We start from the raw sequence: 25,013 nt of genomic DNA, 5'->3' as shown, positions 1-25,013 counted from the left end.
GTCCGGCCCAGGTCCGGACCCCCGTGTGCCCCGTACCGTTCCGGGACGGAGCACACGGGAGTGCGTTCAGACCCGGACGGGGCGGTCGCCCGCGGGGGTCTCGGCGGTGTCCTCGGAGGTGGCGGGAGCGGGCCGCGCGACCGTGTCCGGAGCTCCGGGCCGGTCGGCGCGCACGAGGGGGCGCAGGCGGTCGTTTCGGGCCAGGATTCCGGTGAGCTCGGTCATCGGGCGGGCCGTGGCGAGGGAGGCCAGGACGGCGACGGTGGCTCCGATGAGGAGTCCGGCGGTGACGTCGTGCGGGTAGTGGACGCCGACGAGGACCCGGGAGAAGGCCTCCAGGAGGGCGACCAGGACGGCGACGACGGCGATGCGCCGCCAGGCGAGGACGAGTGCCGCGGCGGCGGCGCCCGCGATCGCGGCGTGGTTGCTCGGGAAGGACCAGTCCCCGACCGGGTCGCAGGTGGCGATCGTGGCCAGGTCGGTCATCGCCTGGCAGGGGCGCGTCTGTTCGAAGAACGACTTCACCGTGTTGCTGACCGCGTAGGCGACGACGGTCGCCACGGGGGCGAACAGCGCCAGGCCGACCAGGCGCGGGCTCACGGACCGGGCGCGCCACCAGGCGGCGAGGAAGAGGAGGGCGAACACACCCAGGAAGAGGTCGGTGCCCGCGTGGGCCGCGTCCTGCGTCCACGAGGGGAGGTCCACCGCGGACTCGATCACGGCTCGGGACCAGGCGGCGCTGACGGCGAGGATCTCGGAGACCATCTCTCTCCAGTGGGTCGTACGGGGAGGGTCGCGCGCAGGGGGAGGAACTGGGCGACGTCCCGTCCGGAGATGACGGGACTCCCACGGTTCGGTGACGGGAAGGGGTTCATCCTGTCACCGAACGGACCCCACGAAAGCCCCCGAGAGCGCCGTACCGACGAAAGAGGCGGGCGGCACCGGCCAAGGAGCCGGCGGTACCGACGAGTAACTTTGGTGGTGTCCATCCGTTTCCCCGAGACCGGAGCTGTCATGACCTCGAACTTCTCCACGGCGGACCTCATCGACGACCACGGCGACACCCTGCGCAGCTGCTCCACGCAGTTCCGCCGGTTCGGAGGACGCGAGGTGTTCTCCGGCCGGATCCGCACGGTCAAGTGCCACGAGGACAACGGCCTGGTCAAGCAGGTCCTCAACACCCCCGGCGACGGCGCGGTCCTGGTGGTGGACGGTGGCGGATCGCTGCGCTCCGCCCTGATGGGCGACATGATCGCCGAGGCGGCCGTGGCCAACGGCTGGGCCGGTGCCGTGATCTTCGGCGCGGTCCGCGACACCCGTGCCCTGGGCGGTCTGGACCTGGGGGTGAAGGCCCTGGGCTCCAACCCCCGCAAGTCCCTCAAGGACGGCGCCGGACGCCTGGACGTGCCGGTCTCCTTCGGCGACGTCACGTTCGTCCCGGGCGAGTGGCTCTACGGCGACGAGGACGGCGTGGTCGTGAACGCCGAGGAGATCGCGCTCTGACACCCGGCCACGCGCAGGCGGGCGGAGGGGTCGCCGCGACGGCCCCTCCGTCGCATCCGTCCCGTGCGGTCAGACCCGGCCGCGCAGGAGGGGATAGACCATGGCGGCGCACATCGCGGGGAGCACCAGCAACGGGGCGAGGGAGAAGACCAGCGCATGGTCGACGGCCAGCGCGACCGCCACCTGCGCGAGGCCGACCAGGGCGAGGGCGATCCTGAACGGCGTGTGGGTGGCCGCCCACCAGCGGACGAGGGGGTGCTCGTGCCCGTCCCCCGGCTCCGGCCTCGGCAGGGCCGCACCGATGGCGGCCAGGAACAGGCCGGTCGCGACGCCCACGACCTGGAGGATCGGGACGTCCCATCCGGCCTGGCCGAGGACGAGGGCGCCGTGCACCACCAGCAGGAGCGGAGCCAGCAGGGACAGGACGACGTTCGCGCCCCGGGTGGTGCTCCGCGCCGTGGGCACGCCGGGGATCCCCAGCGCCCCCTGGAGCCGGTGGCCGAGGAGCGTGCTCGCCGGCACCACGACCGTCAGGAGCGCGGTGCTCAGGGGCAGGGTCAGCACGAGTGCCGGGCGGGGGACCGTGTCGGACGTACCGTCCCTGCCGGTCCCGCCGCCGTGCGCCGCCTCCGGCAGGTCGGGCCAGGCCGTCCAGGAGACGAGGGCCATGAGTACGATGCCCACCACCGCGACGAGGATCCCCGCGACGGGCGCACCGGGCCTGTCGACATTCTCTTCCGTCCTGTTCTCCATACCGGTCGCTCCTTCTCCCGTTCCGCGTCCGTGCTCCGGGAAGACCCTAGGAAGGACAGGGCGGGGAGCGCGTCGACCGGGCGGCACGGTGCGGTCATGGCGTTCCCGAAGCCCCGGACATGCCGGAGGTCATGGTGCGAACGTGCTCAGGGCATGACCCCGCCCGCCGGTTCCCACGCCGTTTCCCCGGTTACGCTCGGGGAATGCGCACGCTCGGCCCCCTGCCTGATCCGTCCTCCTGGGTCACGCTGCACGAGAACAGTCCGCCCAGGGTGTTGAGGCTGTTGTTCTGGGGCTCGGTGGCGATCAGCGCCGGCCTTTACGCGCTGGTGTTCCTGAGCGGCCGGTCACCCTTTCCCAGCGGCGACCCGGTGATCGACACCGCCCTGGCCGTCAACACCGCCGCCCTGCTGGCCTGCTGTGCGCTGTGGCCGTTCCTGGCCTGGTCGACGGCGTCGCCGTGGCCGCGCAAGGCGGCCAGCGCGGCCTTCCTGATCCTCACGGTCCTCTGCATGCTCAACAGCAACCACACGACGCTCCTGCTGCTGTGCGTGGGCACCATGAACGCGGTGGCCGTGTTCGGGCTGCCCGGCGGGATCGGCTACGGCGCCATCGTCCTGGTGTTCAGCCTCGTCCTGCCCCTCCTGATCCCAGGGACGCCGTTCGTGACGGGGTTGTTCGCGGGGCTGGTCCTGCTGTTCATCGTGATGGCGTCGGGGATGGTGTTCGTCGGCCTGGCCGTGGCCGCGCGGAGGGCCGAGCACACGAGGGAGCTCCTGGCCGAGCTGGAGGAGGCGCACGAGGAGCTGCGCCGCCGCTCCGGGCGCATACGTGAACTGGCCGTGGCCGAGGAGCGCGCCCGCATGTCCCGGGAGATGCACGACAGCACGGGCCACTACCTGACCGTGCTCGCCATGTCGCTGTCGAACGCGCTGCGCTTCCGCACCGCCCGGCCCGACGCCGCGTGGGAGGAGGTGGAGCAGGCCCGCGAACTCGCCCGGGAGGCCCTCACCGACACCCGGCGCTGGGTCCGCGCACTGCGCCCCCTGAGGTTGGAGGGGCGCGTCGGAGTGGCCGCGATGCGGGCGATGGCGGCCTCCTTCGACGGCGGGGGCATCCGGATCGGGTTCACGGCGACCGGCACCGGCACCTGGCCCGACCTGCCGGAGGAGTCGGAACTGGTCTGCTACCGGGCGCTCCAGGAGGGACTGACGAACGCGATGCGCCACTCGGGCGCCGACCGGATCGAGGTGGAGGTGGACGCCCGGGCCGACGGGGTCGCGGTCACGGTGACCGACAACGGCGGTGGCGCCCCGGAGGAGGCGGTGCGTGGCGGGTTCGGGCTGCGCGGCCTGTCCGAGCGGGTCGCGGCCGCCGGCGGGACGGTGGGCAGCGGCAACCTGCCCGCGGACGGCGCCGCCGTCGGGGATCCGGGCGCCGGCGGTTTCCGCCTCCGGGTGGAGGTTCCCGCGGACGCCCACGCGCGGGAGACCGCCCCCGGCGTGGCCGGAGGTGTCGCGTGACCGCCGTCTCGGTCCTGATCGTCGACGACCAGGTCCTGCTGCGCCAGGGCCTGCGCAAGCTGCTGGAGGTCGAGGAGGGCATCGACGTCGTCGGCGACGCCGCGGACGGGATCGAGGCCCTGGAGTTCCTCTCGGCCGCCGACCCCGCCCCGGACGTGGCCCTGGTGGACGCCCGCATGCCGCGTATGGACGGGGTGGAGCTGATCGCCCGTATGCGGGAGGAGTACCCGCGGGTTCCGGCCGTCGTGCTGACCACGTTCGACGACGACGATCTGGTCTTCGGCGGCCTGCGTGCCGGGGCGCGCGGCTACCTGCTCAAGGACGTGCCGCCGGATGAACTGGTGTCGGCGATCCGCCGCGTCGCCCGGGGGGAGACCGTCCTCGGCGGCCCCGCGGCCGAACGCCTGGTGGCCGCCCTGGGCACGGAACCCGGTCCCGCTCCGGTGCGGTCGCCCTCCCCCGGGGCCGCGTCACCGCTGTCGGAGCGCGAGGAGGAGGTGGCCCGGCTGGTGGGCACGGGCGCCACCAACCGGGAGATAGCGCGCGCCCTGTTCATCACCGAGGGCACCGCGAAGAACCATGTCACGAGCATCCTGCGCAAGCTCGGCCTGCGCGACCGCACCCGGCTCGCACTGTGGGTGAACGGCCGGGAGGACTGACCTAGCCTGCGAACTCCTCGCTGGCGTCGGCGAGGATGCCGAGCACCGCGATCGGGTCGGGCAGCACCACCGAGCCGTCCGTGTCCTGCGGGGGCCGGATCCAGGAGAACCGGTCTCCGGAGGGCATCCGCGAGGGCGCGCCGAGCACGAAACTGTCCCGGCAGTGCCAGCGCAGGCCCGGCATCTCCTCCACGGCCTCGGGCACGCAGTCCAGGTGGCAGGACCACCACTCGTCCTCGTCGACCGGGGAACGGGTGGCCACGAAGAACAGGTAGCGGGAGGACTCCGCCGTAGCCACCGGGCCCGAGGGCACCCCCGAGCGGCCCATCCTGGCCAGCGCCATCACACCCGCCTCGCGGGGTACGTCGAACACGTCGAAGACCCGGCCCGTGGGCAGGATGATGTTCGCCTCCGGGGTGGTCCCCCACCACCGGCGGATGGTGTCGGTGTCGGTGCTGGCCTCCACGCCCCAGGCCATCGTCACCGGATGCGCCGCCGGATCCGGACACCCCATCCGGTCGCAGCTGCACGCGCGGTCCTGGCCGGGCGAGGTGCCGCGCGCCACCGGCCAGCCCAGCCCGGCGTAGCCCAGCGCGGCGTCGAGCATGCTGTCCGCCGCATGACGCCGCTTACGTCGGTACAGAACCTCGGCCATGGAGCCTCCCGGGTGGTCCTCGTGATCCAGGCGCGGCCTCGTCGTCGTGAGGCCCTGTGCCCGGAGACCGCGACCGGGGCGGGGCCTGGTCGCTCTACCGCAGCAGGCGGGCGGCCTCGGTCGCCCAGTAGGTGAGGATCTGCTCGGCTCCCGCCCGCCGGTACGAGGTCAGGGTCTCCAGGACGGCCCGCTCGCGGTCGAGCCAGCCGCGCTGCGCCGCCGCCTCGATCATCGCGTACTCGCCGCTGACCTGGTAGGCCGACACGGGTACCGGGGAGGCCTCGGCCACCCTGGCCACGATGTCGAGGTAGGCCAGGCCCGGTTTGACCATCACCATGTCGGCCCCCTCGGCCACGTCCAGGGCGACCTCGCGCAGCGCCTCGCGCGCGTTGGCGGGGTCCTGCTGGTAGCCGGAGCGGTCGCCGAACCGCGGCGCGCCCTCGGCCGCCTCGCGGAAGGGCCCGTAGAAGGCCGACGCGTACTTGGCGGCGTAGGCCAGGATCGGCACCCGCTCGTGTCCGGCGCGGTCCAGCCCGGCGCGGATGGCCGCGACCTGGCCGTCCATCATGCCGCTGGGGGCCACCACGGCGGCCCCCGCCTCGGCCTGGGCGGCGGCGATGGACGCGTACCGCTCCAGGGTGAGGTCGTTGTCGACGTGTCCGTCGGTCAGCAGCGGGCCGCAGTGGCCGTGGTCGGTGTACTCGCACAGGCACAGGTCGGCCATCACCACGATGTCGTCGCCGACCTCGGCGGCCAGGTCGCGCAGGGCCACCTGGACGACGCCCTCCGGGTCGTCGGCCGCCGAGCCGCGCTCGTCCTTGTGCCCGGGGATGCCGAACAGCATCAGCCCGCCGACCCCGGCGGCGGCCGCCTCGTGGGCGGCCTTGCGCAGACTGTCACGGGTGTGCTGCACCTGGCCGGGCATCGAGGAGATCGCCACCGGCTCGGAGATCCCCTCCTTGACGAACATCGGCAGGACGAGGTTCTCCGGGAGCACCCGGGTCTCGGCGACCAGGCGGCGCAGCGCCGGTCCACGGCGCAGGCGGCGCGGCCGGGCGACGGGGAAGGCGGCGTCGTTGCTGGAAGCTGTCATCGCGGGACTCCCGACGTGGGTTCGTGCGGCGTGCTGGCGGCTGGACGGGGCTCTCAGAGCTTGCGGCGGCGCCCGCGCCGCTTCTGGCTGGGCTTGAGGACGGGCTTGCCCGCATCGACGGCCTCACGCCTCTTGGCGGAACCGTACTCCGAAAGCGCCTGCGCGAGGGCGGAAACGGACGCCTTCGGTGCCACGACGTCCACGCGCAGTCCGAACTCGATCGCTGTCCTCTCCGTCTCGGGGCCGATCACGGCGATGGCGGTGGTGTTGTGCGGCTTGCCCGCGATCCCCACCAGGTTGCGCACCGTGGAGGAGGACGTGAACAGCACCGCGTCGAAACCGCCGCCCTTGATCGCCTCTCGGACAGGAGCGGGCGGGGGCGCGGCGCGCACGGTGCGGTAGGCGGTGACGTCGTCGACGTCCCAGCCGAGCTTGTCCAGGCCCGCGGCCAGGGTCTCGGTGGCGATGTCGGCGCGTGGCAGCAGCACGCGCTCGATCGGGTCGATCTCGGCGTCGTAGGGCGGCCACACCGACACCAGGCCCGCGCTGGACTGCTGTTCCTCGGGCGGCGCCAGGTCGGGCTGGATGCCGAAGTCGCGCACCGCCCGTGCGGTGGCCTCACCGACGACGGCGACCCTGACCCCGGCGAAGGCACGCGCGTCCAGGCCGTAGGACTCCAGGCGCTCGCGGATCGCCTTGACCGCGTTGGCGGAGGTGAAGGCCACCCACTGGTAGCGGCCGGTGACCAGTCCGCGGACGGCGCGCTCCATCTGCTGCGGGGTGCGCGGCGGCTCCACGGAGATGGTCGGCACCTCCTCGGGCACCGCGCCGTAGCCGCGCAGCTGGTCGGACAGGGCGGCGGCCTGCTCCTTGGTACGGGGCACCAGGACGCGCCAGCCGAACAGCGGCCGGGTCTCGTACCAGGACAGGTCGGGCTGGCGGGCCGCGGCGGGACCGACGATCATCAGCGCGGGCGCGGTGGCGTGGTGGCCCTTGGCGTCCTTGGCCTTGAGGTCGGCGACCAGACGGGCCAGCGTGGAGGTGACCGTGGTCTGGCGGGTGGTGCCCCCGGCGCGCACGACCGAGACGGGGGTGGTGGCGGGGCGGCCACCCGCGACGAGGGCCTTGCACAGCACGTCGAAGCCGGGCCCCTGGTGCCCGGGGGCCTCCCCGGCGGGCGCGTCGGCGCCCATGACGACCAGGGTGGCGTCGCTGGCGGCCGCCTCGTCCCAGTCGACCCCGCCCTCGATCCGGGCGTTGAGCACACGCACCTCGGGGCTTTCCGCGTCCATCAGCGGTACGCCCGCGAAGGTCGGCACGGAGGTGATCGCGGAGACGCCCGGGGCGACCTCGGCCTCCACCCCGGCCTCGTGGCAGGCGGCGACCAGTTCGGCTCCGCGGCAGCCGAAGAACGGATCGCCGGAGTACAGGCGGACCACCCGCCGGCCCTCGCGGGCACGGGTCAGCGCGAGGGCGTTGACATCGCCGCCGCACTCGTCCGCCTCCACCACGGAGACGTCCTCGGAGCAGTGGGCGAGGAGTTCGCCGCGAAAGTCCGAGAGCTCCTCGGCCGCTGGCTCGCGCAGCGTGATGACCACGTCGGCTCGGCGCAGCAGCTCGGCGCCGCGCAGGGTCAGCAGGTCGGCGCCGCCCGGCCCGGAACCGACCAGGGCGACGTGCCCGGGCCGCGTGGTTGCGCGCGGCTCCTCCTGCTGGGGGTTGGCGTTGGCGTTCACGTACTGGCTCCTCTGTGTGGGTCGCCCGCGCCCCGGTGCGCGGCTCCGGGGCGGTTGCGGTACGGCGGGCTCCGGCCGAGGACGCCCGCCGTGGGCTCCTGGTTAGGGTGTGTCCCTCTCCGCGAAGGCCTCCGCCACGATGCGGTCGGCTCCCTCGTCGATCATCTGGCGGGCCAGGTCCCGGCCGAGCGCGGTGGCGGCGGCCAGGTCACCGGCCGGGTCGAGTGCGATGGTGCGCTCGCGGCGTACGGCGTTGGACCCGTTGGTGGCGACCACGGCGGCGCGCAGGTGCAGGCTGCCGGTTCCGGCGTCGTACCGTGCGTAGGCGCCGACGGGTGCGGCGCATCCGGCTTCGAGCTCCGCGAGCACGCTGCGTTCGGCCCCGACCTCGACGCGGGTGGCGGGGTGGTCGACCGAGGCCAGGTAGGCGAGGTCGCCTTCGAGGCGCTCGGCGGGGCACTCGACGGCGAGGGCCCCCTGGCCTGGCGCGGGCAGCATCCGCTCGGGCTCGAAGACGTCGGTGGCGTCGTCGGCGCGGCCGACACGGCCGAGCCCGGCGTAGGCGAGGACGACGGCGTCGAGCTCGCCGGAGGCGACCTTGCCCAGGCGGGTCTCGGCGTTGCCGCGGATCGGCACGTAGGTCAGGTCCGGGCGCAGCAGGGCGAGTTGGGCGACGCGGCGCGGGGAGCCGGTGCCGATCACGGCCCCGGGGGGCAGGTCGGCGAACTTGAGGCCGTCGCGGGCGCACAGGGCGTCGCGCGGGTCGTCGCGCTCGGGGATGGCCGCCAGCACGAGCCCGTCGGCCGGGGTGGTGGGCAGGTCCTTGAGCGAGTGGACGGCGAAGTCGACGGCGCCCGCGTGGAGCTGGTCGCGCAGGGCGTTGACGAAGACGCCGGTGCCGCCGAGCTGGGTCAGGTGGGCCTTGGTGACGTCGCCGAAGCTGGTGATCAGCTCCAGTTCGATCGCCCGACCGGTGCGCTCGGTGATGGCGTCGGCGACCAGCCGCGACTGGCTGGTGGCCATGGTGCTGCGGCGGGTACCGAGCTTGGCGGGGGCGCTGTCGACGGGGCTACCGTTGGCGGGCGTGCCGGTCATGGCTTCTCCTGGGCGGTCGGTGCCGCGGTGGCGGGTCCCTCGGGAGCGGCCAGCGCCTCCGGGTTCCCGGGGTCGAGTGCGAAGAGTTCCCGCAGGGCCACCTCGTAGGACTCCCCGTCCGGCGCGGCGGCCAGTTCCTTGACGCGCACGGTCGGTCTGTGCAGGAGCTTGTCGGCGACGCGGCGCATGGCGCGCGTGATCTCCTCGCGCGAGCGGTCGTCGAGGTCGTCGGGGAGGCGTCCGTGCAGGCGCGACAGCTCGGACTCCACGACGTCCCTGGCCTGGGCGCGCAGGGCGACGACGGTGGGGGTCACCTGGTGGGCGCGGCGGACCGCGCGGAACTCGGCGACCTCCTCGTCGACGATGCCGCGCGCGAGGGTGAGGGCGCTGGCGCGGCCCGTGTCGGTGCGGGTGTCCGTGGCGGCGGCCTGGCGCAGGTCCTCGATGTCGACCAGTTCCACACCGGCCAGTCCGCGCACGGCGGGATCGATGTCGCGGGGCAGCGCCAGGTCGAGGAAGACCAGGGGACGCGTGCGCGCGGCGGTGGCGGCGGCCACGGCGTCGGCGCTGAGGACGAGGCCCTGGGCCCCGGTGCAGGAGATGACCAGGTCGACGTCGGCGAGAGCGCCGGCGGCGTCCTTGAAGGGGACGGCGCGGGCTTCGACGGCCTCGTACGCCTCGGTGAGGCACTCGGCGAGGCGCGCGGCGCGTTCCGGGGTGCGGTTGGCCACGACGACCGCCGCCGCGCCCTGGCGGGAGACGGTGTTGGCGGACAGGGCGCTCATGGACCCGGCGCCGAGGACGAGGACGCGCACGCCCGTGAGGGGCCCGCGCGTGGACTGGGCGAGGCCGGGTGCGTCGACGGTGTCGCCGAGGTCGGCGGACATGGGGCAGCCCGCGGGGGGCACCGCGTCCACGGCCGGAACGGTCCGGTCGGCGGTGGTGCTGGTGGCGCCGGTCGGGCCGAGGCCCAGACCACCGGACGCCACGGTGAGGCCGAAGCTGACCATGTCGGCGCCCGCGTGGTCCAGGTGGGTCTCGGTGTGGGCGCGCTTGCCCACGCGCAGGGCGCGCTGGCCGAGGTCGTTGAGGACGCGGCCGACGGAACCGGTCTCCTGGCCCTCCTTGAGGGCGTCGCGCACCTGGCCGAGGATCTGTCCCTCGCCGACGACCATGGAGTCCAGGCCGCAGGTGACGGAGAACAGGTGCTGGACGGCGCGGTCCTCATAGTGCACGTACATGTGTTCGGACAGCTCGCCGAGCGGGACGCCCGTGTGCCAGGAGAGGAGTTCGGTGACGGCCGCGACGCCGCCGTGGAAGGCCGAGACGTCGGCGTAGACCTCGGTGCGGTTGCAGGTGGAGACGATCATGACCTCGTTGACGGAGTCGGAGCCGATCATCTCCCCGACCGCATTGGTCCGCGTCTCCCCGTTCAACGCGACACGTTCGAGCAGCGCCACCGGCGAACTCCGGTGGCTCAACCCCACGGCCAGGACACTCATCCGCATTCTCCTATGCAGGCACCACACAGCGTCTTCGTATGCTTCCGGAGGCGGCCACACCTCCCGGAACGCGGCGCACGCTCGCTCATCGCCCACCGCTCATGCGGGCCTTCACGGCCCTGGATCGTCGAATGTCTCACGTCAGTTCCAGTCCCGCGCGTCCCACGCCACGACCGTCGCCATCGGCCCTGCGCTGCGCGTGGAAGGCGAGGATCTGGAGTTCGATGGACAAGTCGACCTTACGCACATCGACTCCGTCCGGCACATTGAGGACGACCGGGGCGAAGTTGAGGATGCTGGCCACCCCGGCCTCGACGAAGCGTGTCGCCACGCCCTGGGCCGCGGCCGCCGGCGTCGTGATGACGCCGATGGAAACGCCCTTGGTGCGCACAACCTCTTCCAGGTTGTCAATATGCCTCACGTCCAGGGACGCCACGTTCTGTCCGACCATCGCCGAGTCGGCGTCGAGCAGGGCCGCGATACGGAAACCACGGGTGCCGAAGCCCCCGTAGTTGGCCAGTGCGCGGCCCAGGTTGCCGATGCCGACGATGGCCACGGCCCAGTCCTGGGTGAGACCAAGCTCACGCGAGATCTGGTAGACGAGGTACTCGACCTCGTACCCCACTCCGCGCGTTCCGTAGGACCCGAGATGGGAGAGGTCCTTGCGTAGTTTGGCCGAGTTCACACCGGCGGCGGAGGCGAGGGCCTCGGAGGAGACGGTGAGGGTTCCACGGTCCTGGAGCGCCTGGAGAGCGCGCAGGTAGACGGGGAGCCGGGCCACGGTGGCCTCCGGGATGCCCCTGTCCCGGGGCCGTGGTGGACGACTGATCACAGGCGGGTGCTCCTGAGCGACGGTCGGTGCGGGCTGGTACGGGGACGGACCGCGCGGAAGGCGGGCCGCGCGGCCCGGCGCCAGGAGCGGACGGGGTACCGCCCCGCTCCCCCGACAGGTCTGGAACCCCTAGATTACGCGCTTGTGAAAGCACGCACAAAGTGGGGTCCGCTGTGACGACGGGCTCACAAGTTCCCACGAGGAAGGGCCTCGGCGCTTCTTCTGGAAAGTCGGATTTCGCGTTACGGCGACAGAGACAACCGAAATAGATCAGATGTGAGGATTTGTGGACACGATCAGTCTTTCCTGGTCGCCTGGCGCGTTCCCGGTCAGCTGCCGAGGGCGGCGCGCAGCCGGTCCCCGCTAACCCTCCAGAAGTCGTGGCGGCGACCGTCCACGAACGTTACCGGGACCTTGTCCCAGTACTCCTCGCGGTCGGCCTCGCCCACATCGTCCAACTGCTCCCGGGCCCGGCTGACGCCCAGCTCCCCGGTGACCCGCTCGATGACCCCCCAGGCGTCCTCGCACAGGTGGCACCCCGGTTTGCCGAGCATCACCACGCGCGCCCGGCCCGCCCATCCAGCGGTTTCCGTCATGTTCCCTCCCTGTTCCGTGGGGCGTGTTCGATGAACTCCGCCCGTCACGCGGCAGGGTATGTGTCCGCCGAGCACGCCCTCACCGCCTCACCCGCCCGCGAAGGGCGGTAGGACCTCGATCACAGTCCCGTCCGCGATCTCGACGTCGCCATGCGGCCTGCGCCCGACCGGGCGCTCGTCGACCAGGAGCGACGAAGACCCGAGTACGCGCTGGAAGCGGTCGTCGGGATGCAGCCGACACGCCGCCGCGAGAGCCTCTCGGAGCGTGACGGCGGTGACCGTTTCCTCGGCTGTTCCGGCAGCTTCCTTGGCCGCTGCCCAGTACCTGATAGTGCACTTCGCCATCTGTTGATTATCCTTGTGTTGCTCGGAGGCGACGTACAGGACATCTTCACCCGGGGGCAATGGCGCCTTCGATCGCCCGCATCGCGGGATGACGAGAAGAGACGCATGAGCCATCTGCTTCTGTTGACGAACTCGAACGAACCGTCGGACCACGTACTGCCCGCTCTCGGCCTCCTCCTGCACTCCGTGCGGGTGGCACCGGCCGAGGCCGGGGCACTGCTGGCCTCAGGCGCGGCCGGCGGCTCCGGCTCACCGGTCGACGCCATTCTGGTCGATGCCCGGACCGACCTCGCCGCGGCCCGCAACTTCTGCCGCCTACTCGACACCACCGGTCTGGACTGCCCGCTGATCGTCATCCTCACCGAGGGCGGCGTGGCGGCCCTGACCTCCGACTGGCAGGCGGACGACTTCGTCCTGGCCACCGCCGGCCCCGCGGAGGTGGAGGCGCGCCTGCGGCTGGCCGTCGGCTCGGCCGACGCCGGAACGGACGACCCGGACGAGATCCGCAGGGGCGATCTCGTCATCGACGAGGCCACCTACATCGCACGCCTGCGCGGCCGCATCCTCGACCTCACCTTCAAGGAGTTCGAGCTGCTCAAGTTCCTGGCGCAGCACCCCGGCCGGGTGTTCACCCGGGCGCAGCTGCTCCAGGAGGTGTGGGGCTACGACTACTTCGGCGGTACCCGCACCATCGACGTCCACGTACGGCGCCTGCGCGCCAAACTGGGCTCGGAGTACGAGTCGCTGATCGGCACCGTGCGCAACGTGGGCTACCGCTTCGTGCCCGACCCCGTGGCCAAGGCTCCCGCGGTCCCGGCGGAGGACGCCGACCCGCTGCCCGGATCGCCGACTCCGACGGCGGGTCACCGCATGTAGACGGGGGTCGTGGGCCGTGTACGCACGGATCCGCGGACGGCTCCGGGGCGCCGCGCACCGCGTGGGCGCCCCGGAGCCGTCCGTACCTCTCCGCCACCGCGATATGACCAACGGTGCGAAAGAGGGCGCGTGGACTCTCGTGTTCGACGGCCCCAGGTCCTAGGATCAGGGGGCACCCGAACGCCGGAACGTCAGGCGCGGCGAACTTCCCGCGGCCGGGTGCGCCGAAACCGTCTTGGCGCGTCATCCGCGAGGAGGAGAACGCTCCGATGTCCACGTCCGCCGTGAGTTCCCCGCTCACCCCCGGCCTCCGCCGCGCGGGTGCCGCTCTGGGCGCCGTATTCGTCGGTTCCAGCCTGATCGCCGTGATGTCCCCGGCCCACGCCGATCCGAGCCCGTCCGAGAGCCCCCCGCCCTCCGTCTCCCCCTCCGCTTCCGCCCCTCCTCCTTCGGCCTCCCCCTCCCCCTCCGATCCGCCCACCGCGTCGGCGGTCATCGACTTCGCTAACGGCGCCAGCGAGGTGGAGCCGGGCGAGTCCGTCCCGGCCAATCCCCTCACCGCGACCAACACCGGTGACGCCGGCATCTGCCTGACCGGGCTGGCCGTGAACGTCCCCGAGTTCAGCGCGCGGGGCTTCGAACCCCAGGAGGTCGCTCCGGGCGCCTCCGTGCCCGCGGGCGAGGTCACCGGCACGCCCCGTGAGACGACCGACGTCGTCGCGATCCTCACCTACGCGCTCGCCCAGGAGGGTGTCGGCTGCGCGGCCCTCGAAACCACGGAGAAGACGTACACGGTCGCCACCGGCGCATGGACGGTCTCGGTGACCGAAACGAGCCCCACGCCCTCCCCCACCCCGAGCCCGACGCCGTCCCCGACACCCACTCCTTCGCCGACACCGTCGCCGGATCCCACCCCCTCTCCGCCGCCGTCCTCCCCACCCGGCAAGGACGAGACCTCCTCACCGCCGGACCGTCCCACCAGCCCGGACCCGGGCTCCTCGGAGGACACCGGCGGCCAGACCGGAAGCTCGGGCGGCTCGGGAGGATCCGGCGGCTCAGGAGGATCCGGTGGTTCCGGCAACTCCGGTGGCTTGGGGGGACCCGGTGACTCCGGCAACACCCCCACGGGTCCGGAGTCATCGACGGGCGGCGGAGTGGGCGACGTCCCCACCAGTGACGTGCCCACCAGCGAAGCCGACTTCCCGGAGCTGCCGAGCGACGAGGCCGACCTTCCCGAGGTCTCCCCCGGCGCCGAGGACCTCGCCGAGCTGCCGACGGTGGCCCCGGGGTCCGACGACGAGGCCGACGGCACCGAGGTGGCCGCCGACCACAGCGACCTGGGTCCGAACATGGCCCCGGCGGTGCTGCTCGCGGCGTTCCTCCTCGCGCTGCTGCTCGCGACCCCGCTGGCGCCGGTGCGGCGCGTCCGGGTCGGCGGCGGCTACCAGGGCAAGCGCCGCAGGCGGTAGGGCCGCGACGGGCCCGCCCGGTCCCGCCGCCGCGCGGAGGCCGGGCGCCCCACCAGGACAAACCCCGCCGTGGCCGTGCCTGACCGAATCCCCGTGGCCGCTTCGTCGTAGGCTTGCGCTTCATGAGCACCCCGCTAGTCACCGACGACCTGTCCCCGGCCCTCGCCGACCAGGTGCTGACACTCGCCGAGACCGCGCGTGCGGCCGACGGCGTCGCCCCGCTGTCGGAGCACACGCTGCTCCGCGTCAGACACGGCGCCCCCTCCGGGAGCAGCCGCTTCCACCTGGTCGTCGAGGACGAACGCGCGGTCGGCTTCGCGTTCGTCGAACGCCTCGCGGGCGAACCCGACTCCGGCGAGATCGTCGTCGACCCCGCCCACAGGGAGCGCGGACACGGCACCGCCCTGCTGGACTCGGTCCACCGTGACGCCGGCCCCGACGGTGTCCGCGTGTGGGCGCACGGACGCACCCCGCAGGCGGTCTCGGTCGCGCAGGAGGACGGCTGGACCGCAGTCCGCGAACTCCACAAGATGCGGATGCCGCTACGCGACATCGCCGCCGACGAGGCGGGCGGCCCCTGGACGGCCCCCGAGCTGCCCGAGCCGGAGCTGCGGCCCGACGTGGCCGACCAGGTGCGGTTGCGGACGTTCGTCGTGGGCCAGGACGAGCAGGTCTGGCTGGAGGCGAACGCGCGCGCGTTCGCCGACCACCCCGAGCAGGGACAGATCACCCTGGACGACCTCCTCCAGCGCGAGGTGGAGGACTGGTTCGACCCGGACGGCTTCTTCCTGGCCACCGCCGGCGACGGACGGATCGCCGCCTTCCACTGGACCAAGGTCCACGCCGACGGCGCCGGACTCACCGACGGCGAGCCGGTCGGCGAGGTCTACGTGGTGGGCGTGGACCCCGACTGGCAGGGCACCGGACTCGGCCGCGCGCTGACCCTGGCCGGTCTGCGCCATCTGCGCGACGCCGGACTGCCGTGGGCGCACCTGTACGTGGACGGTGACAACGGGGCCGCCGTGCGGCTGTACGAATCGCTCGGATTCGGCATGTGGGACACCGACGTGATGTACGCGCCGCCCGCCGCCGGGGACCGGCAGACCCCCTCCTGACGTGCGGATCGTCACATTCACCAAGCAATTCCCCCACCGCCACGGGAGTGCGACGGCCCGTTCATTCTCCGTTCACCTTCCCTGGTACAACTCGTCATCTTGCGCGCCTACCTTCACATTCGGCGCGATACGGCCATCGCACGCCACGACCGTGACGGGATGGCCGGTGACCGGCCGCACACGGAGTTCGGACGGACCTCCGGCGGGAGGAAGGTTCCCTGCTCCAGGAAGGGCAGCGCCCCGCCGGGAACAACGAGACCAGGCACGCACGAAGGTGCACGGCCCACACCGCACCACACGGGCGAACCGCCCTGAGACCTTCCGAACCGGAGTCAACCCATGACGACCACGGACGCGCCCGAGACGGCACCGCCGTCCCCGGGCAAGCGCCGGATCGGCGACGTCGCCTTCGCCGGGCTCGCCCGAGGCTCGGGCATCCTGATCCTGTTGATCCTCGCCGGTGTCGCAGCCTTCCTGATCGTTCAGGCCTGGCCGTCCCTGTCCGCCAACACCGCCAACTTCCTGACCACTCTGGAGTGGGATCCCAACGTCCGCGAGGATCCCGCGTTCGGTGTCGCCGCGCTGGCGTTCGGCACCGTGCTCGCCGCGGCCATCGCGCTGCTGCTGGCCACACCGGTGGCGATCGGGATCGCCCTGTTCATCGTCTTCTACGCACCGCGCAGACTGGCCTCGGTGCTCGGCTACCTGGTGGACCTGCTGGCCGCCATCCCCAGCGTCGTCTACGGCCTGTGGGGCATCGGCTTCCTCGCGCCGCAACTGGTCCCCGTGTACCAGGCCACGACCCGCTACCTGGGCTGGATCCCGCTGTTCTCCGGCCCCGCCTCCACCTCCGCGCGCACCATCCTGACCGCGAGCGTGGTGCTGGCCGTCATGATCCTGCCGATCATCACCGCGATGTCGCGCGACGTGTTCCGCCAGACTCCGCAGGGACACCGCGAGGCCGCCCTGGCCATGGGCGCCACCCGCTGGGAGATGATCCAGCTGGCCGTACTGCCGTTCGGCAAGTCCGGAGTGATCGGCGGCGCCATGCTCGGCATGGGCCGCGCCCTGGGCGAGACCATGGCCGTCGCCATGATCCTGTCCCCCGCCCTCGTCATCTCCTGGGACCTGCTGCAGAGCGGAAACCAGACCATCGCCGCGCACATCGCGCTCCAGTACCCCGAGGCCACCGGGTACGGCGTGTCCGCGCTGATCGCCGCCGGCCTGGTCCTGTTCGCGATCACCCTCGTGGTCAACATGGGCGCGCGCTACGTGGTGGCGCGGGGGAACAAGGAGTCACGATGAACACGACGGCCACCCAGTCCCCCGCTCCCGGACCGGACATGGGCTCACCCCGGCTCGACCTGCGCAGTGGGACGCTGCCGCGCCGCTTCCCGGCCGCACTGCTGGCCTCCTGCGCCGCCGTGGTGGCCGGGATCCTGCTGGCCTTCTCCTCCTTCGGGTTCCTCCTGTGGGGGGTGCTCACCGCCGTCGCGTACGTGGTGATCGCCGTCACCGCCTCGGCCCGCGTCGAGGGCGGACGCAAGGCCAAGGACCGGTTGGTCACCTCGCTCGTCTACGGGTGCTTCCTGTTGGCGATGCTGCCGCTGGCGTCGGTGCTGTGGACCGTGCTCACCAACGGCATGGGTCGGCTCGACGTCTACTTCCTGTCGGTGTCGATGAACGGCGTCCTGCCCAGCATGGACGCGGGCGGCGCCTACCACGCGATCGTCGGCACCCTGGCGATCACCGGGATGGCCACGCTCATCTCGGTTCCGGTCGGTGTGATGACCGCCGTCTACCTGGTGGAGTACGCCCAGGGCCGCATGAAGCGGCTCATCATGTTCTTCGTCGACGTCATGACGGGCATCCCGTCGATCGTCGCCGGCCTGTTCGTGGTGGCGCTGTGGATGGTGCTGTTCGGCCCGGGCCGGACCAACGGCGCGTCGGGCGCGATCGCACTGGCGGTGCTGATGATCCCGGTCGTGGTGCGCTCCAGCGAGGAGATGCTGCGGCTGGTGCCGCAGGACCTGCGCGAGGCGGCGTACGCCCTGGGCGTGCCCCGGTGGCGGACCATCACCAAGGTGGTGCTGCCGACCTCCGCCGCCGGGCTGACCACAGGAATCATGCTCGCCATCGCACGCGTTATCGGAGAGACGGCTCCACTGATCCTCACGGCGGGCACGTCGGCGGTGTCGATCAACTGGAACCTGTTCGACGGGCAGATGATGAACCTCCCGGTGTTCATCTACTCGCAGGTTCGCATGGGCGGCGCCATCAACTACGAGCGGGCCTGGGCCGCGGCACTGACACTGATCCTGGTGGTGATGCTGCTGTTCTTCCTGGCCCGCATGATCGGCCGCCTGTTCGCGCCGAAGGCCCGCTGACCCCAGACCAACCGTCCACGCCCCGCGCGCGGAGCAGATTCACGAGGAACTTCCAGTGGCGAAACGTATCGACGTCTCCGGACTCCACGTCTACTACGGCGACTTCCTGGCCGTGGCGGACGTGTCGATGACCATCGAGCCTCGGTCGGTGACGGCGTTCATCGGATCGTCCGGCTGCGGCAAGTCCACCTTCCTGCGGGCCCTCAACCGGATGCACGAGGTGACCCCGGGCGCCCGCGCCGAGGGCAAGGTCCTCCTGGACGACCTGGACATCTACGGGCCCGGCGTGGACCCGGTCATGGTGCGTACCGAGGTCGGCATGGTCTTCCAGAAGGCCAACCCGTTCCCGACGATGTCCATCTACGACAACGTCATCGCCGGTGCGCGGCTCAACAACAGGCGGATGAGCAAGTCCGAGGCGGACGACCTGGTGGAGGGGTCGCTGCGCGGCGCGAACCTGTGGGAGGAGGTCAAGGACCGGCTGAACAAGCCCGGTGCCGGCCTCTCGGGCGGCCAGCAGCAGCGGCTGTGCATCGCCCGCGCCACGGCGGTGAAGCCCTCGGTACTGCTCATGGACGAGCCCTGCTCGGCTCTGGACCCGATCTCGACCCTGGCGATCGAGGACCTCATCCACGAGCTGAAGGAGGACTACACGATCGTCATCGTCACGCACAACATGCAGCAGGCGGCCCGTGTGTCCGACCGGACGGCCTTCTTCAACCTGTCGGCTCCGGGCAAGCCCGGCGAGCTCATCGAGATGGGCGAGACGAACCAGATGTTCACGCGGCCGGAGAAGAAGGAGACCGAGAACTATATCACCGGCCGCTTCGGCTGATCCGTCACCTGTACCTCCCCGAGGGAGTGGCCGGTGATGGAGTGGCCGCTTCGGCTGATCCGCTACGTCCTCACCTCCCACTACAGAGTGGCCGGTGATGGGGTGGCCGCTTCGGCTGATCCGTCACCCGTACCTCCCCGAGGGAGTGGCCGGTGATGGAGTGGCCGCTTCGGCTGATCCGTCACCCGTACCTCCCCGAGGGAGTGGCCGGTGATCGGGTGACCGCTTCGGCTGATCCGTCTCATCCGTCCGCCCACCGCCCCGACCAGGAACGACCGATGATGAGATGGCCACGGCGGCCAAGAGGAGAGAAGGCGTGACCACTCCGCTGGTGATCGACACCGACACCGCGCAGGACGACTGCGTGGCACTCCTCGTGGGGCTGCTGGACCCGGGGGCCGACCTGCGCGCCATCACCATGGTGGCCGGGAACGTGGGCTTCGGACAGCAGGTGCGCAACGCCTTCCTCACCCTCAGCGTGGCCGGGCGCCTCGGCGAGGTGCCCGTGCACCTGGGCGCCCGCCGCCCGCTCGTCCGGCCGTGGGTGAGCGCGGAGAACGTGCACGGTGACGGATCCGGCGGCCTGTCCATGGACTGCTCGGAGCTGGAGCCCGAGCCGGAGCACGCGGTGGACGCCCTGGTCCGGCTGGCCGCCGAGAGCCCCGGTGAGCTCTCGATCGTGGCGATCGGGCCGCTGACCAACATCGCGATGGCCGTGGCCAAGGACCCGGACTTCGTCCGCAACGTCGGCGCCCTGTACGTTATGGGCGGGTCCAACAACGGCCGCGGCAACATCACCGCCGCCGCGGAGTTCAACTTCTACGTCGATCCGGAGGCCGCGAAGGCCGTGTTCGCGGCAGGCTTCGAGATCACCGTGGTTCCGTGGGACCCGCTGACCCTGGACCACGCGGTGTTCGACCAGGAGCGGCTCGACGTCATCGCCGCCATCGGCACCCCCCTCGCGGACTTCTTCGGCCGCATATGCGCGGCGACGCTGGAGTTCGACCGCAGGGTGGGCATCGACGGCACAACGCATCCGGACTCGCTGACCGCCGCGGTGCTGCTGCACCCGGAACTGGTGCGCCGCTCCGGGCGGTACCACGTGGACGTGGAGACCGCCGGAGAGCTGACCCGCGGATACGCGGCCATGTCCTGGGGCGTCCACGGGTTGGAGGCGAACGCGACGGTGGTCGAGGAGATCGACGCCGACGGGTTCTTCGCCCACCTCGTGGAGGTGCTGTCCCGACGGACGGTCCCCACCCGCGAGGTCAACGGCCTGTAGCTCCCGGCCGTCTCCTCGTGCGAGGGGCCGGTCGGCGGCGCACCGAAGCGGCTCCGCCGGACGTCCGGCGAACCCTGGGGCCCGGCGGGCGGTGGGGCACGGCTTCCGCCCGCCGCTGGTCCTCACGGGGACAGGGGGAGGACCGGTCGGGGGATCCGGGGTCCAGGGGTGTTCGGTGTCCTCAGCCGTTCTTGACGACGATGGTCTCCACCGTGTTCGCGACGTGCTCGAACGCGTCCGCGGCTGTCTCCAGCTCCTCGATGACGTCCTTGAGCTTGAGGACGGTCAGGGCGTCGTACTCCCCGCTGAACAGGCGGGCGAGGAGCTTGCGGTAGATGCGGTCGGCCTGGTTCTCCAGCTGGTTGATCTCGATCCAGTACCGGTTCAGGTCCTCCAGTGCGCGGAGCCGGGGCATCGCCTCGGCGGTCAGCTCGGCGGCGCGCTCCAGCACCTCGATCTGGTCGATGATCCCCTTGGGGAGGCGTTCCAGACCGTAGAGGCCGATCAGGTCGACGGCGGCCTCCATGGAGTCCATGACGTCGTCCAGGTTCGAGGCCAGCCGGTAGATGTCCTCACGGTGAATGGGTGTCGCCGAACTCTTGTTGAGGCGACGCATGATCGCGTGGGTGGCGTCATCACCCGCGTGCTCACAGGCGCGCATCTTCTCGGTGATGGCCTCGCGGTCAGCCCCGTCACTCATCAGCTCCACCAGCAGGCGGGCCGCGATGACCAGGTTGTTCGCCGAGTCGGTGAACATCTCGTAGTAACTGTCATCACGCGGGCGCAAGCGCAGGCGCACGTCGTTCTCCCGATGGTGCGGTGGTGTTCCTTGTGGATGGTAGACGCGTGGGCCGTCTGGTCCGCGCGGCGGGGCAGGACGGTACGGGTCCGGCGCCGTGGGAACGGGCAGACACGGACCTGGTCACCCCTTGTTCATCTCTGTCGGTGCAGCCGTATGGAACGCCCTGGGGGTAGGGGGTCCATCGCAATCCTCTCAATCTCGACAACACCGGGACGGTTCGGGACGCTACCGTGTCACGCTCCTACTGACCAGCGGCGCGCTGAGACAGGAATCACCCAATTGAGTGGAGACCGGCGGACAGTTCCGCCGGTGTTCTTCGATGTCCACCTTCGGGCCATTCGGCCGTAATGACAAGCGCCCCTCCCGTTCACCCGCACGATGGCTCCGCTCCCGTCGGCCCGGCCCGTAGTCTTTCGTCCATGCCTTCCGCTCTGAGCCCGAGCGCCGTGCGGCGCCTGCGCGGGTCCCTGGACGAACAGCTCTCCGCGCTGGGAGAGGCCCCCTTCGAGGGTGGTGACGAGGCCGCCGTCGCCGCCTGCGCCGAGGCGGTGCTGCGCGCCGACGAGCCGCTGCGCACGGCCGTCAAGGCCGCCGTACGGGGCAGTCTGGCGGTACTCGCGGACCGCGCCCCCGGGCACAGCCTGGAGGTGCGCGTGCCACCGTACGGAGCCGTCCAGGCGGTCGAGGGACCGCGTCACACCCGGGGCACCCCTCCGGGCGTCGTGGAGACCGATCCCCTCACCTGGCTCCGGGTGGCCACCGGACGCCTCTCCTGGGAACAGGCCGTCTCCGGGCACCTGGTGCGGGCGAGCGGGGCCCGCTCCGACCTGTCCGGGCGCCTGCCCCTGTGGCCGGTACCTCCCCCGGGTGGTGCCGGGCGGGCCGCCAGGCACTAAGCTGTGGGTGTGTCGTACTCCGACGGCCGGCTTTCCATGGACCTCGATCCGCTCGAACGCGGCCCGCAGGACGCCTGCGGCGTTTTCGGGGTCTGGGCACCCGGCGAAGAAGTCAGCAAGCTCACCTACTTCGGTCTCTACGCCCTGCAGCACCGCGGACAGGAGTCCGCGGGCATCGCGCTGAGCGATGGGGAAAGGATCCTCGTCTACAAGGACATGGGCCTCGTCTCCCAGGTCTTCAACGAGGCGACCCTGGACTCTCTGCGCGGCCACCTCGCGATCGGTCACTGCCGCTACTCCACCACCGGTTCGCCGGTGTGGGAGAACGCCCAGCCGACCTTCTACACGGCGCGTGAGGGGGGTCTGGCGCTCGGCCACAACGGCAACCTGATCAACACCCCGGAACTGGCGGCGATGCTGCCGGACACCCGCCGGGGGGCCACCACGGACACCGAGGTCCTCACGAACCTGTTGGCCGACCGGGCCAGGAACGGCAGTTCGGTGGAGGACGCGGCGGCCGAGATCCTCCCGAAGGTCAGGGGCGCCTTCTCCCTGGTGTTCATGGACGAGAACACCCTGTACGCGGCGCGCGATCCCCAGGGCATCCGTCCGTTCGTACTGGGCCGCATGGGCGAGACCTCCGGCGCGGGCGGCTGGGTGGTCGCCAGCGAGACCGCCGCCCTGGACATCGTGGGCGCCACCATGGTCCGCGAGATCGAGCCCGGCGAGCTCCTCACCATCGACGAGCGCGGGGTCCGGTCACGCCGCTTCGCTCCCGCCAGCCGCAAGGGCTGCCTGTTCGAGTACGTCTACCTCGCCCGCCCCGACACCACCATCGCGGGCCGCAACGTCAACTCCACCCGTGTGGAGACGGGCCGCCGCCTGGCCAGGGAGCACCCGGTGGAGGCCGACCTGGTCATCCCGGTGCCCGAGTCCGGCACACCCGCCGCTGTCGGCTACGCCGAGGCCAGCGGCATCCCCTTCGCCCAGGGCCTGGTGAAGAACTCCTACGTGGGCCGCACCTTCATCCAGCCGAGCCAGACCCTGCGCCAGCTGGGCATCCGGCTCAAGCTCAACCCACTGCGCGAGGTCATCGAGGGCCGCCGCCTGGTGGTCGTGGACGACTCGATCGTGCGCGGCAACACCCAGCGGGCCCTGGTCCGGATGCTGCGCGACGCGGGCGCCGCCGAGGTCCACGTGCGCATCTCCAGCCCGCCCGTGCTGTGGCCCTGCTACTACGGCATCGACTTCGCCACCCGCGCCGAGCTCATCGCCGCGAACCTGACCGTGGAGGAGATCGCCGCGTCGGTGAACGCCGACTCCCTGGCCTATGTGGACCTCGACGAGCTCATCGCCGCGTCGGAGGTGCCCAAGGACAACCTGTGCCGGGCCTGCTTCGACGGCGTGTACCCGATCGAGGTGGACGCCGACTCCCAGGGCAAGTACCTGTTGGAGAAGGCCTGCGGCACGCCCGAGGGCTCGACACTGGCCACCAGCGACAAGTAACCGCCGCCGGACCCGACCCAGCGCGGCGGCTCCGCCGTGCCCCGGGAACCGCACCACCAACGCAACGCAACACAGCACGAGGAGAACTCGCGTGGCAGCCGACAGCACAGGGACGACGGGCGCGTACGCGGCCGCGGGCGTCGACATCGCCGCCGGTGAGCGCGCCGTCGACCTGATGAAGCGCCACGTGGCGCGCACCCGTCGGCCCGAGCAGGTGACCGACGCCAGCGGCTTCGCGGGTCTGTTCCGGCTCGACACGAGCAGGTACGAGGACCCGGTCCTGGCCACCTCCACCGACGGCGTGGGCACCAAGGTCCTTCTCGCCCAGCAGATGGACAAGCACGACACGATCGGCATCGACCTGGTGGCGATGGTCGTCGACGACCTCGTGGTCAGTGGCGCCGAGCCCCTGTTCATGACCGACTACGTTGCCTGTGGCGCGGTGGTCCCCGAGCGCATCGCCGAGATCGTCGGCGGCATCGCGGAGGGCTGCCACCAGGCGGGCTGCGCGCTGATCGGCGGGGAGACCGCCGAGCACCCGGGCTCCATGGAGCCCCACGAGTACGACCTCGCCGGTGCGGGAACGGGCGTGGTGGAGGGCGACGCGATCCTCGGCCAGGACAGGGTCCGCGAGGGCGACGCGGTGATCGCGATGGGCTCCTCGGGGCCGCACTCCAACGGTTACTCGCTCATCCGGCACATCGTGGACCGGGCGGACCTGGACCTGTTCGCGCGCGTTCCCGAACTGGACGGGGTGCTGGGCGAGGTCCTGCTCACACCGACCCGCGTGTACGCCAAGGACTGCGTCGCGCTGACCGGTGCGGTGGGGGTGCACGCCTACGCACACGTCACGGGCGGCGGCCTGGCGGCCAACCTCTCCCGCTCCCTGCCCGACCACCTGGACGCCGAACTGGACCGCGCCACCTGGTCGCCCGCTCCCGTGTTCGGCTACCTCGCCGACCGGGGCGGGGTGGGCCGGGAGGACATGGAGGCCACGTTCAACATGGGTGTGGGCATGGTGGCGATCGTCGCGGCGGAGGACGCCGGACGCGCACTGGAGGTACTGGCCGACCGCGGTGTCCCCGCCTGGCGGCTGGGCACGGTGACCGCCGGTTCCGGGCAGGCGGCCCTGACCGGCGAGTACGCGTGAGAAACGGACGCGAACATAGCCGGTGCGAACCACCAGGGTGGTTCGCACCGGCTATATCCACCTGTCCGCCACGGCTTCCGGGCGGAAAGCCGTAACCGCCACAGGTCAGCGGTTGTTGTCCGAGCGACCTGAAAGCCTCGCCCGACCAGGTACTACCTGTCGGAGTCCGAGTACTTGTCGGCAAGATCCGCGTAACGGTCGACCAGGTCATCCTGAGGATCCTCGTAGGCACCGTCCGGACCCAACGGCCCGGAGGTAGACCCCTCGTCCTCAGCGACACCCAGCTCCGACCGCAGCCGCTCGAGGTCGGTCCCGCCGGAGCTGTACTTGAGCTTCCGGGCGACCTTCTGCTGCTTGGCCTTGGCTCGGCCGCGCCCCATTGGCTCGACCCCCTCAACGATTG

25 protein-coding genes are annotated in these 25,013 nt (G+C 71.7%); 13 read left to right on the top strand and 12 right to left on the bottom strand.

Annotated features, from left to right (window positions below):
- Positions 1–66 precede the first annotated feature (66 nt).
- Complete coding sequence (locus FYX01_RS11835) at positions 67–765, bottom strand: phosphatase PAP2 family protein (protein WP_150240540.1); 699 nt, start codon at positions 763–765, stop codon at positions 67–69.
- A 249-nt stretch (positions 766–1,014) separates the two neighbouring features.
- On the opposite strand from FYX01_RS11835, the gene rraA reads away from it, so the two are divergent.
- On the top strand, positions 1,015–1,503 hold the full coding sequence (gene rraA / locus FYX01_RS11830) for a ribonuclease E activity regulator RraA (protein ID WP_150240538.1): 489 nt from the start codon (positions 1,015–1,017) through the stop codon (positions 1,501–1,503).
- A gap of 69 nt (positions 1,504–1,572) precedes the next feature.
- On the opposite strand, the gene FYX01_RS11825 is transcribed toward rraA, so the two are convergent.
- The gene (locus FYX01_RS11825; RefSeq protein ID WP_150240536.1) at positions 1,573–2,256 is read right to left on the bottom strand and encodes a hypothetical protein; all 684 of its coding nucleotides are present in this window, start codon (positions 2,254–2,256) and stop codon (positions 1,573–1,575) included.
- A 203-nt stretch (positions 2,257–2,459) separates the two neighbouring features.
- Here FYX01_RS11825 and FYX01_RS11820 point away from each other — a divergent pair, with 203 nt between their 5' ends.
- On the top strand, positions 2,460–3,779 hold the full coding sequence (locus FYX01_RS11820; RefSeq protein WP_150240534.1) for a sensor histidine kinase: 1,320 nt from the start codon (positions 2,460–2,462) through the stop codon (positions 3,777–3,779).
- A complete protein-coding gene (locus FYX01_RS11815; RefSeq protein WP_150240532.1) occupies positions 3,776–4,438 on the top strand; it encodes a response regulator in 663 nt (220 codons plus the stop codon). The genes FYX01_RS11820 and FYX01_RS11815 overlap by 4 nt, the downstream gene beginning before the upstream one ends.
- A 1-nt stretch (position 4,439) precedes the next feature.
- On the opposite strand, the gene FYX01_RS11810 is transcribed toward FYX01_RS11815, so the two are convergent.
- The 8 genes from FYX01_RS11810 to FYX01_RS11775 form a co-directional block, all read right to left on the bottom strand.
- Positions 4,440–5,093: a bifunctional DNA primase/polymerase gene (locus tag FYX01_RS11810; RefSeq protein WP_150240530.1), complete on the bottom strand. Its 654-nt coding sequence runs from the start codon at positions 5,091–5,093 to the stop codon at positions 4,440–4,442.
- A 94-nt stretch (positions 5,094–5,187) separates the two neighbouring features.
- On the bottom strand, positions 5,188–6,186 hold the full coding sequence (gene hemB, locus FYX01_RS11805; RefSeq protein WP_150240528.1) for a porphobilinogen synthase: 999 nt from the start codon (positions 6,184–6,186) through the stop codon (positions 5,188–5,190).
- Between the two features lie 53 nt (positions 6,187–6,239).
- The gene (locus FYX01_RS11800) at positions 6,240–7,922 is read right to left on the bottom strand and encodes a bifunctional uroporphyrinogen-III C-methyltransferase/uroporphyrinogen-III synthase (protein ID WP_150240526.1); all 1,683 of its coding nucleotides are present in this window, start codon (positions 7,920–7,922) and stop codon (positions 6,240–6,242) included.
- Between the two features lie 102 nt (positions 7,923–8,024).
- On the bottom strand, positions 8,025–9,017 hold the full coding sequence (gene hemC / locus FYX01_RS11795) for a hydroxymethylbilane synthase (protein WP_150240524.1): 993 nt from the start codon (positions 9,015–9,017) through the stop codon (positions 8,025–8,027).
- On the bottom strand, positions 9,014–10,519 hold the full coding sequence (locus FYX01_RS11790; RefSeq protein ID WP_150240522.1) for a glutamyl-tRNA reductase: 1,506 nt from the start codon (positions 10,517–10,519) through the stop codon (positions 9,014–9,016). The genes hemC and FYX01_RS11790 overlap by 4 nt, the downstream gene beginning before the upstream one ends.
- A gap of 136 nt (positions 10,520–10,655) precedes the next feature.
- The gene (locus tag FYX01_RS11785; RefSeq protein WP_150240520.1) at positions 10,656–11,351 is read right to left on the bottom strand and encodes a redox-sensing transcriptional repressor Rex; all 696 of its coding nucleotides are present in this window, start codon (positions 11,349–11,351) and stop codon (positions 10,656–10,658) included.
- 329 nt (positions 11,352–11,680) lie between these two features.
- Positions 11,681–11,947, bottom strand: coding sequence for a glutaredoxin family protein (locus tag FYX01_RS11780; protein ID WP_150240518.1), 267 nt, complete (start codon positions 11,945–11,947; stop codon positions 11,681–11,683).
- A gap of 87 nt (positions 11,948–12,034) precedes the next feature.
- A complete protein-coding gene (locus FYX01_RS11775) occupies positions 12,035–12,292 on the bottom strand; it encodes a MoaD/ThiS family protein (protein WP_150240516.1) in 258 nt (85 codons plus the stop codon).
- Between the two features lie 105 nt (positions 12,293–12,397).
- Here FYX01_RS11775 and FYX01_RS11770 point away from each other — a divergent pair, with 105 nt between their 5' ends.
- The 7 genes from FYX01_RS11770 (at position 12,398) to FYX01_RS11740 (ending at position 20,256) form a co-directional block, all read left to right on the top strand.
- On the top strand, positions 12,398–13,168 hold the full coding sequence (locus FYX01_RS11770) for a winged helix-turn-helix transcriptional regulator (protein ID WP_150240514.1): 771 nt from the start codon (positions 12,398–12,400) through the stop codon (positions 13,166–13,168).
- A 269-nt stretch (positions 13,169–13,437) separates the two neighbouring features.
- Entirely contained in the window at positions 13,438–14,637 is a 1,200-nt protein-coding gene (locus FYX01_RS26115; protein ID WP_190394279.1) for a hypothetical protein, read from the top strand.
- A 122-nt stretch (positions 14,638–14,759) separates the two neighbouring features.
- Positions 14,760–15,752 carry a mycothiol synthase gene (mshD, locus tag FYX01_RS11760; RefSeq protein ID WP_150240512.1) on the top strand — a complete coding sequence of 331 codons (993 nt, stop codon included), beginning with the start codon at positions 14,760–14,762 and terminating at the stop codon, positions 15,750–15,752.
- 339 nt (positions 15,753–16,091) lie between these two features.
- Positions 16,092–17,057 (top strand): phosphate ABC transporter permease subunit PstC, encoded by a 966-nt coding sequence (gene pstC, locus FYX01_RS11755; RefSeq protein WP_150240510.1) that lies wholly within the window; start codon positions 16,092–16,094, stop codon positions 17,055–17,057.
- A complete protein-coding gene (gene pstA / locus FYX01_RS11750; protein ID WP_150240508.1) occupies positions 17,054–18,139 on the top strand; it encodes a phosphate ABC transporter permease PstA in 1,086 nt (361 codons plus the stop codon). Before pstC ends, pstA begins: the two co-directional genes overlap by 4 nt.
- Before the next feature lie 55 nt (positions 18,140–18,194).
- The gene (gene pstB / locus FYX01_RS11745; protein WP_150240506.1) at positions 18,195–18,974 is read left to right on the top strand and encodes a phosphate ABC transporter ATP-binding protein PstB; all 780 of its coding nucleotides are present in this window, start codon (positions 18,195–18,197) and stop codon (positions 18,972–18,974) included.
- A 316-nt stretch (positions 18,975–19,290) separates the two neighbouring features.
- Positions 19,291–20,256, top strand: a complete 966-nt coding sequence (locus tag FYX01_RS11740) for a nucleoside hydrolase (RefSeq protein ID WP_150240504.1) — start codon at positions 19,291–19,293, stop codon at positions 20,254–20,256.
- A 181-nt stretch (positions 20,257–20,437) separates the two neighbouring features.
- On the opposite strand, the gene FYX01_RS11735 is transcribed toward FYX01_RS11740, so the two are convergent.
- Positions 20,438–21,055, bottom strand: a complete 618-nt coding sequence (locus FYX01_RS11735) for a DUF47 domain-containing protein (protein ID WP_073704808.1) — start codon at positions 21,053–21,055, stop codon at positions 20,438–20,440.
- 422 nt (positions 21,056–21,477) lie between these two features.
- On the opposite strand from FYX01_RS11735, the gene FYX01_RS11730 reads away from it, so the two are divergent.
- From FYX01_RS11730 to purM, 3 genes are all read left to right on the top strand, one after another.
- Positions 21,478–21,954 carry a sterol carrier family protein gene (locus FYX01_RS11730; protein ID WP_150240502.1) on the top strand — a complete coding sequence of 159 codons (477 nt, stop codon included), beginning with the start codon at positions 21,478–21,480 and terminating at the stop codon, positions 21,952–21,954.
- Between the two features lie 9 nt (positions 21,955–21,963).
- Entirely contained in the window at positions 21,964–23,460 is a 1,497-nt protein-coding gene (gene purF / locus FYX01_RS11725; protein WP_150240500.1) for an amidophosphoribosyltransferase, read from the top strand.
- Between the two features lie 91 nt (positions 23,461–23,551).
- Positions 23,552–24,610 (top strand): phosphoribosylformylglycinamidine cyclo-ligase, encoded by a 1,059-nt coding sequence (gene purM / locus FYX01_RS11720; protein WP_150240498.1) that lies wholly within the window; start codon positions 23,552–23,554, stop codon positions 24,608–24,610.
- A 152-nt stretch (positions 24,611–24,762) separates the two neighbouring features.
- Here the strand turns inward: purM and FYX01_RS11715 are convergent, their stop codons facing one another.
- The gene (locus FYX01_RS11715; protein WP_150240496.1) at positions 24,763–24,990 is read right to left on the bottom strand and encodes a DUF3073 domain-containing protein; all 228 of its coding nucleotides are present in this window, start codon (positions 24,988–24,990) and stop codon (positions 24,763–24,765) included.
- Positions 24,991–25,013 lie beyond the last annotated feature (23 nt).

The organism is Nocardiopsis quinghaiensis (genome assembly GCF_008638365.1).
Lineage (GTDB): Bacteria > Actinomycetota > Actinomycetes > Streptosporangiales > Streptosporangiaceae > Nocardiopsis > Nocardiopsis quinghaiensis.
This window is presented reverse-complemented; position numbering and strand designations above follow the sequence as displayed.